The following is an 11,124-nucleotide window of genomic DNA, read 5'->3' as shown; positions in this document are numbered from 1 at the left end:
GTTGACCTGGGTGGAGGCCAAGGCGTCAGCCCTCTTCCCGCTCGTCCCAGGTCGCCCACGCCTCGTCCAGCGCCGCCTGGGCCTCCTCCTGGGCCTGGGCCAGAGCCTCCGCGGGCTCCTGCTGACCGTTGAGGACCCGGTTGACGGCGTCCTGCCAGGCGGTCTTGAACTCCGCGTCGGCCGGGTTGGCCGGCAGGGTGAAGGTGTTCTCGTTGGCCTCGTAGGTGGCCGCCACCGCGGCGTCCCACTTCTCGTCGCCGCTGGGCTTGACGAACTGGTCCTGGATGGCCTGGTCGGCCTCGGCGTTGCCGGTGAGCAGGCCGGTGAACGGCTTGCCCTCGGCCTCGCGAAGGTCCACCCGGGCCTGGGCGGCGGCGATCCAGCTGTCGGTCTCGGTCATCGTCTTGATGAACCGGCAGGCGGCCTCCGGGTTCGCGCTGTCCGCGGGGATCGCCCACGCCGAGCCCGACGCGTACGCCAGCGGCTCGCCCTGGCGGTCGCGGACGGTGTCGAAGGCCATCGGCGCGTCGGGCGACACGTCGTTGAGCACGTTGACGTACCACTGCTCCATCGGCATGGCGCCCAGGACGTTGGTGGCGAACTGGTTGCCGGCGCCGAAGAAGTCGGCGGAGTCGCGGTAGGCCTTCACGGTGCCGAAGCCGCCCTGGGCGTCGTAGATGCTGACCGCCCATTCCAGCGCCTCGAGCACCGCGGGGTCGTCCAGCTGCGCCGTCCGGCCGTCCTCGGACAGCAGGTCGGCACCATTGGCCTTCGCCCACAGCGGCAGGAACTCCGGCAGCTTGCTGTCGTAGCCGATGACGGACAGCGAGCCGCCGTCGCCGACGTACATCGCCTCGTTGGCGGCGCTGACGGCGTCCCAGTCGGAGCCGTTGACGTCGTCGAGGGTCAGCCCGGCGGCGGCCAGCAGGTCGGCGTTGGCCTGGGTGATCTGCACCGAGTTGAACTCGGGGATGCCGTAGACGCTGCCGTCGAAGGTCACCTGGTTCAGCGCCGGCTCCAGGTACATCGAGGTGTCGATGCCCTCGCCGTCGATGCACGCGTCCAGCGGGATGATCGCGCCGCGCGAGGCGAACGTGCCGATCTGGTCGCGGTTGGCGTAGACCAGCTCCGGCGGCTCGCCGGTGGCGACGGCCGACAGGAACTGCTGGATGTCGAGGTCGCCCTCGATGAGGCTGACCTCGACCGGGGCGATCGCCTCGCTCGCGAGGTCGAGCCGGGTCTGCCCGATCTCGTCGGTGGCGCCGAACCCCATGACGTTGAGCTCGCCGCTCAGTTCCGCCTCGGGGTCGAACGTGGCGCCGCCACCGGTCTCGTCGTCGGACGAGTCGTCGCTGGTGCCCTGAGCACATCCGGCGAACACCAGGCCGGCCGTCAGCGCCAGAGCGCTCCACCTGACGGCTGCTGTCTTCATGGACCGTCCTCCACTTCAGAGGGAGGCGCCGACGAACGACGCCTGAACGTCAGCAGCGACGTCCAGAAGGGAGCGCCGCGTCTGTCCACAACGAGTACGGACCGTCCATACCCCTCGAGAAGGGCGGACAGTCGGCTCCGCGCCAGGACCGGCGAGTTCACCCGGTGTGGCATCGTTGCCATGTGAGAACGTACCCACACTCGCAGTGGTCGTCAACGGCTCCTGTTTAACGAAACGGAAACGCACTGTTCCACCGCTGGTCAGACCAGTGACGTGACCTCGACGAGGCGGCGCGCCGCCAGCTCGGGGGAGCTGAGCACTGGGGTCGCCGTCGCACCCGCCCGGCTCACCGCTGCGGCCATCGACGCCTGGGCCAGGACGACGACGTCGGAGCGTCCCTCCCAGCGGCCGATCGCGGCCGCGACCAGCTCGTCGTGCCGGTCGAGGTCGCCGGACTCGCGCGCCCGGCCGGCCTCCTCGAGCAGCTCGACGGCGACGGTGACGGCGACGCCGGCTCGCCGCGCACTGCGGTGCACCAGCCGCTCCGTCGGCCCCGTCGTGGAGGCGACGGTGGCGAGCACGGCGACCCGCCCGCCGTCGCCGGCCAGGTCGACGGCGCGGTCGGCCATGCCCTGGTCGACCCGGACCACCGGGGCGCCGGCGCCGAGCCGCTCCAGCACCTGCTCGGTCGCCTCGCCCAATGTCGAGCAGGTCACCAGCACCCCCGCCACGCCGCGGCCGCGCAGATGGGCGACGTGCGCCGCGAGCCGGTCGACGACCTCGGGCGTGACGCCAGTGGTCATCGCGGTACGCAGCAGCCACGGATCGACGACGTGGATCGGCTCGACGTCCGCGGCAGCCGCCGCCGTCACCAGGTCGTGGAACGTCGCCGCCAGCGCGGGGACGGTGTGGACGAGTCCGAGCCTGGTCACTGCTTCTTCTCCCACCACGGTGTCGCGTGCTCGTCGACGATCTCGGTCAGCCGCCGCAGCCGGGGCGCCGACCGCGCCGCCAGCTCCGTCAACGGGCCGCCGACGACGTCGCTCCAGAGTGCCCGCCCGGCCAGGAACCCGGACGCGCCGGCCCGGCAGGCGGCCTCGACGGCGGCGGGGAAGCGCTCCTGGCGCACGCCCTGCGAGAGGACGACCCACGGGCCGGTGACGGCGTCGTCGAGCGCGCGGCAGGCGTCCAGCAGCTGCGCCGGCTCGCCCTCGCCCGCGCTGGGCACCTGCGCCTTGTACAGGCTCGGGCCGAGGACGGACAACTCGCGGGCCGCCTCGGCGATGGCGGCGTTGAGGTCCCAGCTGCCGGCCGCGAGCTCACCCGGGGTGGCCCGGACGACCGGCTCGAGCACGGACAGCACGCCGCGCCGGCGGGCCGCGGCGACGAAGTCGCGCGCCAGCTCCACACGCCGCTCGCGCAGCTCGTCGCGGCGCCAGATGACCAGCAGCTTCACGGCGGCGACGCCGTCCAGGTCGCTGCCGTCGGCGAGGAACTCCGGGTCGAGCGCGGTCTCCTCGACCGGCCCGCCGTCCTGCTGCGTCAGCGCGTCGACGGCGAGGATCAGCCCGCAGCCGTCGGGCAGCAGCCGCTCGCGCCGGAGGCGGTCGAAGCCGTACCGGCGGTCGATCAGGAAGCCCGACGCCAGCGGCCCGAGGGCACGCGCGACCGACAGCTTGAACTCCGTCAGCACGTCGTCCGGCGGCCGGCCGGCGCCCGCGTCGTCGAACATCGTCCGCAGGCTCTCGCGCTGGTCCATCGCGACCATGGCGAGGCCGCCGCCGGGCCGGGCCAGCGCGTCGAGGGTGGGTTCGCTCATCCCCCGAGTTTGTTCGAAGTCGCACATATCGCGCAAGAAGTGTCTGATTCTTGACATTCTCGGGGCCGCCGGGGTTGGCTGGGACCGTGCGTTACACCGACGCGCCGCGCCGGCGCGACGAGCTGCTGCGACGGCTCCGAGCGGCCGGCTACCTGTCAGCCGCCCACGCGGCGGCCGAGCTGGACGTCTCCGAGATGACCATCCGGCGCGACCTGCGCCAACTGGCACTCGACGGGCTCGCCGTACGGGTCACCGGCGGCGCGCGGCTGCCCGGCGACGGGGTCCCGTTCGAGCTGCGCACCGACCGGTTCGCGGCGCAGAAGTCCGCGGTGGCCCGGGCGGTGGCCGACCTGCTGCCGCCGGGCGCGACCGTCGCACTGGACTCCGGGACCACCGTCGCCCGGCTGGCCGACCTGCTGCCCGCCGGGCTCACCGTCGTCACCCACTCGGTCCCCGTGGTGGCGGTCTGCGCGACGCGCCCGGACCTGCGGCTGATCGGGCTCGGCGGGGTGTTCAACCCGGCGACCCGGTCGTTCGGCGGGCCGGCCGTGCGAGGTGCGCTGGAGGACATCGTGGTCGACATCGCCGTGCTGTCGGCGACCGCGGTCGGGCCGGACGGTGTCTTCTGCGCCGACCCCTACGACGCCGAGACGAAGCGGGCGCTGGCCGCGGCCGCCCGGTCGGTGGTGGTGGCCGCCGACGGGTCCAAGCTGGCGGCCCGCGCGCCCATCCGGTTCGCCCCGCTCGACGTGGTGTCGACCCTGGTCACCGACTCGTCGGCGGATTCCGCTGCGGTGCGGTCGCTCGAGGCGGCCGGTGTCCGTGTCTCGCGGGCGGCCGCATGACGGCGTTGCGGCTCGGCGTGGTGGCCGACGACGTCACCGGCGCCTGCGACCTGGCCGGGGTCGTGACGGCGGCCGGCCTGCCGGCGAGCGTGCTGCTCGGCCCGCCGTCACCGTCCGATGTGCCGGCGGACGGCGCCGCCTGCGTCGTCGTCGCCCTGCGGTCCCGGACGGCGCCGGTCGCCGACGCGGTCGCGGAGTCGGTGGCGGCCGGGCGGTGGTTGCTGGCGCACGGCGCGCGGCGGCTCTACCAGAAGTACTGCTCGACGTTCGACTCCACGCCGGCGGGGAACATCGGGCCGGTCGCCGACGCGCTGGCCGCCCTGGTCGGCGGCCGGTCGGTCGGGACGCCGGCCACGCCGGCCGTCGGCCGGACCGTCTACCAGGGCCACCTCTTCGTCGACGGCCGGCTGCTGTCGGAGTCGCCGCTGCGCGACCACCCGCTGACGCCGATGACCGACGCCGACCTCGTCCGGCTGCTCGGGGCGCAGACGCCGCGGTCCGTCGGACTCGTGCGCTGGCCGGCCGCCGGGGTCCCGGCCGGCGAGCGCGCCGAGCACGTCCTGCTCGACGCGCTGACCGACCACGACCTCGACCGGCATGCGGCCGCTCTGGCCGACGGCGACGACCTGCTGGGCGGCGCCTCCGGCCTGGCCGCCGCCCTGGCCCGGCACTGGGCCGCGGCCGAGCTGCCCGCGCAACCACCGGCCGAGCTGCCGGCGCTGCCGCCGGGTGGCGGGCGCGTCGTGCTGGCCGGCAGCTGCTCGCGGCGGACCCGGGAGCAGATCGACGCCTTCCCCGGGCCGACGGTACGGATCGCCGTCGACGACCTGGCGGCCGACAGCGCCCGGGCGGTCGCCGCCGCCGTCGACGCCGCGCTGGCCGCGATCCCGGCCGGGCCCGTGCTCGTCACCACGTCGCTGCCGCCCGACGAGCTGCGCGCCGTCCAGCAACGGCACGGACGCGACCATGCGGCCGCACTGGCCGAGAACGCGCTCGGCGCCGTCGCTCGCGCCGTGGCCGACGCCGGGGTGCGGCGCTTCCTCGTCGCCGGCGGCGAGACGTCCGGTGCGGTCACCCAGGCGCTCGGGGTCCGGCAGGTCCGCATCGGCGCGCAGGTCGCGCCGGGCGTGCCGTGGACCGTCAGCGTCGGGGACCGGCCGCTCGCACTGCTGCTCAAGTCGGGCAACTTCGGGCCGCCCGACCTGTTCACCACCGCTTGGGAGGTCGGTCCGTGATCGAGGTCGACGCACTGGTCACCGCGTGCCATCGGCTGGCGGCGCTGGGGCTCTCGCCCGGCGGGTCCGGCAACGTCAGCGTCAGGGTCGGTGAGCAGGTGTTCATCACCCCGACCGGCGCGGCGCTGAGCCGGGTCACGGCCGGCGACCTCGCCGTGCTGTCGCTGACCGGCGAGCCGCTGTCCGGTGCGCGTCCGTCGAAGGAGTTCCCGCTGCACCTGGCCGCGTACCACGTGCGGCCCGAGGCGCAGGCGATCGTGCACCTGCACTCCGTGCACGCCGCCGCCGTCTCCTGTCTGGACGAGCCGCTGCCGACGCTCACGCCGTACCAGGTGACGCGGCTCGGCCCGCTGCCGGTCGTCCCGTACGCCCCGCCGGGCAGCGCGGCGCTGGCCGAGGGCGTCGCCGGCGTGCTGGCCGATCACCACGCGGCGCTGCTGGCCAACCACGGCAGCGTGGTCGCCGCCGCCGGCGTCGACCTGGCCGCCGACCTCGCCGAGGAGTTGGAGTCGACCGCACGCCTGGCGCTGCTGCTGCGCGGGCTGCCGTACCGCGAGCTGCCGCCGTCCGCCGTCAGCGCGCCGGCTGGCCCTGCCACCAGCTGACCGTCGCCGCCACGCCCTCGTCGAGGGGCGTGGGCTGCTGGCCGAACGTCGCCTGGAAGTCCGACGAGTCCAGAACGAACGGCCGGTCGAACTGGTAGCGCGTCTCCTTGAGCTCGCGCATCATCGGCGACACCAGGCCCATGGCGTCCTGCACCCAGTACGGCAGCCGGCGGATCCGCGCCGGCGACGTGCCGGCGATCGCGGCGGCCTTGTCCGCCAGCTCGCGCGCGCTGAACGGCGCCACCGTCGGGACGTGCCAGGCCCGGCCGTAGGCGCGCTCGTCGCTGCCGGCCGCGGCCAGTGCGGCGGCGACGTCGTGCACGTAGGTCCAGCTGCGCCGGACGGTGGGATCGTGCAGGTAGCCGGCCGGCTTGCCGGCCAGCAGCGGCGGGAAGAACCGCTCGCCGGCGTGCCCCTGGTCGCGCACGCCGGGGCCGTAATAGTCCGACGCCCGCAGCTCGGTCATCCGGATGCGACCGGCCCGATGCGCGGCGAGGGCGTCCGCCCACATGCGCGCACGGACCTGCCCCTTCACGCCGGCGCTGCTGAGCGGCAGGTCCTCGGTCATCGGCCGGTCGACCGGCCCGTACGGGTACAGGTTGGCGAGCGTCGTGAGGACGGCCCCCGTGGTCTGCGCGGCGCCGAGCATGGCGGCGGCCATCGGCGGCCAGTCCTGCGTCCAGCGGTGGTACTGCGGGTTGGCGCAGTTGTACAGCACGTCGGCGCCCTGGGCGACCTGCGTCAGACGTGCCTCGTCGGCGGCGCTGGCCGCGACCTTCGTGACGCCGTCGGGACCCGACCCCGACCGGCTGACCACGGTGACCTCGTGGCCGTCGGCGACCAGACGGGTGGCCAGCAACCGGCCGATCTGCCCGGCGCCGACGATGACGTGCTTGCCCATGACCGCTCCTCTGTGTCTATCGCTCCGTTTCGAGAGCAATGCTCTCTGTTTGGAGCTCGAGTGTCAAGAGCAGTGCTCTCGGTTCGGTGCGTTGCTCTGCTAGAGTCGCTGCATGAACGCCGGACGCACCGCACGCGAGCGCGCCCGCGCCGAGCTGACCAGGGAGATCACCGAGGTCGCCCGGCGCCAGCTCGGCACCGAGGGCGCGGGCGGCCTCAACCTGCGCGCCATCGCCCGCGAACTCGGCATGGTCTCGTCGGCCATCTACCGGTACTTCCCGAGCCGCGACGACCTGCTGACCGCGCTGATCATCGACGCCTACAACGCGGTCGGCGAGGCGGTCGAACGTGCCGACGCCGCCCGCGAGCCCGACGACCACGCGGGCCGGTGGCGGGCGGTCTGCCACGCGGTGCGCGACTGGGCGCTCGCCCACCCGCACGAGTACGCGCTCATCTACGGCTCGCCGGTGCCGGGTTACCACGCGCCGGCCGACACCGTCGCCCCGGCCATGCGCGACACCGTCGTCTACGGCCGCATTCTCGCTTCGGCCCATGCGGCCGGGGCCCTGACGCCACCCGACGGGTTCCCCGCGCCGCCGGCGTCGTTCTCCGGCGACGCCGAGGCGGTGCGGCAGGTGATGCCCGGGCTCCCCGACGACCTCGTCGCGCGCGCCATCGCCGCCTGGACCGGCCTGTTCGGCTTCGTCAGCTTCGAGCTGTTCGGCCAGTTCGCCAACGTCGTCGACGACCGCGCGGCGCTGTTCGCCCACACGGTCGACACCCTCGGCCGGCTGGTCGGCCTGCCCGCGGCCGCCACGGGTTGACCTCAACGCCGGTTGAGGTTGCAGGCTCGCTGGCATGCCTGCTCGCGCAACGACCTCGTCCCTGTCCGGGCGGGAGTATCTGCCGCTCGCCATCGGTGCCGTCGCGCTGGTGACGCTGGGCGCGTTCGAGAACCGCGCGGTCGGCACGGCGCTGCCGACGCTGGTGCGCGAGTTCGACGCCGTCAGCAGCTTCGGGCTGGCCGCGGCCGCGCCCATCGCGAGCTACGTCGTCTCGCTGGCCCTGGCCGGCCCGTGGGCGGACCGGTCCGGCCCGGTGCCGCCGCTGCGGGCCGGCGCGGTGACGTTCGCCGTCGCGCAGGTGCTCGTCGGCACGGCCACGGGGATGCCGCAGGTGATCGCCGGGCGGCTGCTCAGCGGCCTGGCCGAGGGACTCGTCGACGTCGGGATCATGGTGCTGATCGCGCGGGCGCTGCCGGAGGCGCTGCGGCCCAGGATGTTCTCGCTGTTCGCGGCCGCCTGGGTGCTGCCGTCGGTGGTCGGCCCATTCCTGACGGGGATCGTCACCGAGGGCGTCGGGTGGCGGTGGGTGTTCCTCGGCGCGCTGACGGTGCTGGTGCCGGTGTGGCTGCTGCTCCGCCCGGCGATGCGGACGGTGGCACCGCCGTCATCGCCGCCGGACGCGGGGGTGGCCGCGTCCGCGACGCGGGCCGTGCTGCCATGGGCGCTCGTCGCGGCGGCCGCCGTGTTCGGGCTGTCGCTGGCCGGCGAGCACCTGGCCACCGAGCCCGTCCCCGCGGTCGCCGTCGTCGTCCTCGCGGCTGCGAGCGCCGGCGTCGCGGCGGTCCGGCTGCTGCCGCGCGGAACGTTCCGGGTCCGCCGCGGGCTGCCCGCCGTCGTGGCCCAGCGGGCGTTCGCCGCGGCCGCCTTCGCCGGTGCCGGGTCCTGGCTGCCGCTGCTGCTGACGCTGGTGCACGGGTTCGCTCCGGCGACGGCCGGCGTCAGTCTGTCGATCACGGGTGTCACGTGGGCGTTCGGCTCCTGGCTGCAGGGCCGCGACCACGGCTGGGCGCCGGCGGTCGTGCTGCGGGCCGGGCTGGCCGCGATGACCGCCGGCCTCGCCGTCACGACGCTGCTGGCCTGGCCCGCGGTGCCGCCCGTGGCCGGCCTGCTCGGCTGGGCGCTGGCCGGCGTCGGCATGGGGCTCACGTCGCCGGTGCTGTCGCTGCTGATCCTGGCCGGGTCGGACCGGACGAACCAGGGCCGCAACGTCAGCGCCGGACAGCTGGCCGGCTCGTTGAGTACGGCGGCCGCACTGGCGGTCAGCGGTGCCGCGGTCGCGCTGACCGCGGCCGGTCCCGCGGCGTTCGCGGGCATCCTCGCCGGCAGTGGCGTGGTCGCGCTCGCCGGGTTGCTGACCGCGGGGCGGGTCGTCGACGACCGCACCGCTACCGTCGAGACCGAGGTGGTCCCGACCGGTTGAGGGGTGCGTGTGGACGACGTGGTGGCGGCGATGGCCGAGGCGCTCGTCGAGGTCGACGGCGTGGTCGGCGTGGTGCTGGGCGGCAGCCGGGCCCGTGGCACCCATCGCCCCGACTCCGACTACGACCTCGGCGTCTACTACCGGGGCGATCTCGACGTCGACCGGCTGGGCGAGCTGGCGCGCCGGTTCGGCGGGCCGGCCACGACGATCACGGAGCCGGGCGCCTGGGGACCCTGGGTCGACGGCGGCGGCTGGCTCACCGTCGACGGCGTCGCGATCGACTGGCTCTACCGCGACGCCGACCGCGTCCAGGCGTCCTGGCGTGCGGCACAACGCGGCGAGTACTCCTTCCACCAGCAGGCCGGCCACCCGCTGGGCGTCCCCGACTTCGCCTACGCCGGCGAGATCGCCCTGGCCGTCGTGCTGGCGGATCCGTCCGGCGAGCTGGCGGCGGTGCGGACGCAGGCGCAGCGGTACCCGGAGCCGCTGCGGGCGGCGCTGCGGATCGGGCTGTGGGAGGCGACGTTCTCGGTGGAGATCGCGGCCAAGGCCGCCGGCCGCGGCGACGCCGCCTACGTCGCGGGCTGCCTGTTCCGCGCCGTGGGCATCTGTGCGCACGCGCTGCACGGCCACGAGGGGCGGTGGCTGATCAACGAGAAGGGCGCCGTGGCGGCGGCGGGCGCCCTGCCGTCGGCTCCGGCGGACTTCGCCGCCCGGGCGGACCGGCTGCTGGGCGCTGCCGGCACGACGGCCGCCGAGCTGTCCGCGACCGTCGCCGACGCACGGGCGCTGGTCGCCGAGGTGGGCATGGTGGTGGGCGGGCCGGGCTGGTCACGCGACGGATAGTGTGCGGCCATGGCCGATGTGGTGGAGCGCCACCGCCCCAGCAGTTCGCCGCGGCAACTGGCCGACCGGCTCGCCGATCGCCTGGAGGAGCTGCCGCGACTGACGGCGAGCCTGCCGGACCGGCCCCGGAACCTGATCGCGCTGGGCGACGAGGCGCTGGCCGTGGCGGGGCTGCGGGCGATGCTGGACGGACCGGCGGCCGACGTGACGACGCCGCTCCGTCTCGCGGGGCGTGCGCTGGCCGCCGCCGGTGCGTTGCTGGGTGCGGACGCGCCGCTGCGCGTGGACCTCGGCCGGCCGGAGGCGGTGACCCTCCCGCCACTGGCCGAGCGCCCCGCCGGGCTGAGCCCGCGCTCCATCGTGCGCCTGCCGTCGGTCCTCCGGTCCGGCTACCTGCCGGCGTCGGTCATCGCGGGCTCGGCACCGGCCCCGTGACGGCGACCACCTCACCCTGGGCGCCGCCGTCGACCAGGTCGCCGTAGACCCGCGCGACGTCGGCCGAGTCACCATCGGCAAGATCAATGACGCCCTCAGCACGACTGATCGCGGCGCGCGCGGCGCCGAGGACCTGTGCCTCTTCCTCGGGCGTCCGGAAGCCACCATCCACCTCAGCTTTCCGGCCGTATGCCGCTACCTCGTGTCGAGTTCTTCTGAGGTACTGCTCGAAGTGCTCGACCCAGGCCTTGGCACGTTCGTACTCCCGATCAGTTCCTCGTCGACAGGTCTCCGAGCAGAACTCACGCCGTCGTCCCCGACCGGCGGGCTGCACGATTGGCCTGTGGCACGACAGGCGACCGCAGTACTCAGCGATCAGGAAGTCGGTGTCTGACTCGATCTGCGACTCACTCATGGCTGTCCGCCCACTCGCGCATCGAAGTGATCCCAGCGGGTTCGGCCCTACCTCAGCGTCTGGCGGTTGAGGCGTCTCGCAACCGCCCGGTACGAGGCTTACCTCGACTCGGGCGATGCGTACCGCTGGCGCCTGGCGCGGCTCGGACAAGGTGGCCGCCCCGGGCGAATCGTTCTCAAGCCGGCGGGCTGCGCAGGCTGCCGCAGAGAACGTCCGCGATAACGCCGGCGGCGCTTCAGGCCTGGCGGCCTAGGGCGCGTCTCCTTATTGGCGTAGCCAGATGGTGACGGCGGCGAGCACGATGCCTCCGCGGTAGGTGAGGGCGAG

General features: G+C 74.6%; 12 protein-coding genes. 7 read left to right on the top strand and 5 right to left on the bottom strand.

Annotated features, from left to right (window positions below):
• Positions 1 to 25 precede the first annotated feature (25 nt).
• The 3 genes from DY240_RS20530 to DY240_RS20520 all read right to left on the bottom strand — a co-directional run bounded on the left by DY240_RS20530 (position 26) and on the right by DY240_RS20520 (position 3,251).
• On the bottom strand, positions 26 to 1,432 hold the full coding sequence (locus DY240_RS20530; RefSeq protein ID WP_119661713.1) for an extracellular solute-binding protein: 1,407 nt from the start codon (positions 1,430 to 1,432) through the stop codon (positions 26 to 28).
• A gap of 260 nt (positions 1,433 to 1,692) precedes the next feature.
• Positions 1,693 to 2,364 carry an aspartate/glutamate racemase family protein gene (locus DY240_RS20525; protein WP_119661712.1) on the bottom strand — a complete coding sequence of 224 codons (672 nt, stop codon included), beginning with the start codon at positions 2,362 to 2,364 and terminating at the stop codon, positions 1,693 to 1,695.
• Complete coding sequence (locus tag DY240_RS20520) at positions 2,361 to 3,251, bottom strand: hypothetical protein (protein WP_119661711.1); 891 nt, start codon at positions 3,249 to 3,251, stop codon at positions 2,361 to 2,363. Before DY240_RS20520 ends, DY240_RS20525 begins: the two co-directional genes overlap by 4 nt.
• Before the next feature lie 86 nt (positions 3,252 to 3,337).
• On the opposite strand from DY240_RS20520, the gene DY240_RS20515 reads away from it, so the two are divergent.
• The 3 genes from DY240_RS20515 to DY240_RS20505 are packed head-to-tail and all read left to right on the top strand — an operon-like array spanning position 3,338 to position 5,936.
• A complete protein-coding gene (locus DY240_RS20515; protein ID WP_158602919.1) occupies positions 3,338 to 4,096 on the top strand; it encodes a DeoR/GlpR family DNA-binding transcription regulator in 759 nt (252 codons plus the stop codon).
• Positions 4,093 to 5,331, top strand: coding sequence for a 3-oxo-tetronate kinase (gene otnK / locus DY240_RS20510; protein WP_119661709.1), 1,239 nt, complete (start codon positions 4,093 to 4,095; stop codon positions 5,329 to 5,331). Before DY240_RS20515 ends, otnK begins: the two co-directional genes overlap by 4 nt.
• Positions 5,328 to 5,936 (top strand): class II aldolase/adducin family protein, encoded by a 609-nt coding sequence (locus tag DY240_RS20505; RefSeq protein WP_199701878.1) that lies wholly within the window; start codon positions 5,328 to 5,330, stop codon positions 5,934 to 5,936. The genes otnK and DY240_RS20505 overlap by 4 nt, the downstream gene beginning before the upstream one ends.
• Here the strand turns inward: DY240_RS20505 and DY240_RS20500 are convergent.
• Entirely contained in the window at positions 5,905 to 6,837 is a 933-nt protein-coding gene (locus DY240_RS20500; protein ID WP_119661707.1) for an NAD-dependent epimerase/dehydratase family protein, read from the bottom strand. The genes DY240_RS20505 and DY240_RS20500 overlap by 32 nt on opposite strands.
• 112 nt (positions 6,838 to 6,949) lie before the next feature.
• On the opposite strand from DY240_RS20500, the gene DY240_RS20495 reads away from it, so the two are divergent.
• From DY240_RS20495 to DY240_RS20480, 4 genes are read left to right on the top strand one after another with little or no spacing between them, the layout of a single operon-like run.
• Positions 6,950 to 7,660 (top strand): TetR/AcrR family transcriptional regulator, encoded by a 711-nt coding sequence (locus tag DY240_RS20495; RefSeq protein WP_119661706.1) that lies wholly within the window; start codon positions 6,950 to 6,952, stop codon positions 7,658 to 7,660.
• Between the two features lie 34 nt (positions 7,661 to 7,694).
• A complete protein-coding gene (locus DY240_RS20490; RefSeq protein ID WP_119661705.1) occupies positions 7,695 to 9,101 on the top strand; it encodes an MFS transporter in 1,407 nt (468 codons plus the stop codon).
• Positions 9,102 to 9,131: 30 nt separating this feature from the next.
• Positions 9,132 to 9,947 carry a nucleotidyltransferase domain-containing protein gene (locus DY240_RS33755; RefSeq protein ID WP_119661749.1) on the top strand — a complete coding sequence of 272 codons (816 nt, stop codon included), beginning with the start codon at positions 9,132 to 9,134 and terminating at the stop codon, positions 9,945 to 9,947.
• 9 nt (positions 9,948 to 9,956) lie between these two features.
• The gene (locus tag DY240_RS20480) at positions 9,957 to 10,382 is read left to right on the top strand and encodes a hypothetical protein (protein ID WP_119661704.1); all 426 of its coding nucleotides are present in this window, start codon (positions 9,957 to 9,959) and stop codon (positions 10,380 to 10,382) included.
• On the opposite strand, the gene DY240_RS31430 is transcribed toward DY240_RS20480, so the two are convergent.
• The gene (locus tag DY240_RS31430; protein WP_147375416.1) at positions 10,354 to 10,797 is read right to left on the bottom strand and encodes a hypothetical protein; all 444 of its coding nucleotides are present in this window, start codon (positions 10,795 to 10,797) and stop codon (positions 10,354 to 10,356) included. The two genes, DY240_RS20480 and DY240_RS31430, sit on opposite strands and share 29 nt — an antisense overlap.
• Positions 10,798 to 11,124 lie beyond the last annotated feature (327 nt).

The organism is Jiangella rhizosphaerae (genome assembly GCF_003579925.1).
GTDB lineage: Bacteria > Actinomycetota > Actinomycetes > Jiangellales > Jiangellaceae > Jiangella > Jiangella rhizosphaerae.
The sequence above is the reverse complement of the archived record's forward strand: the minus strand, read 5'-3'. Positions and strand labels throughout refer to the sequence as shown.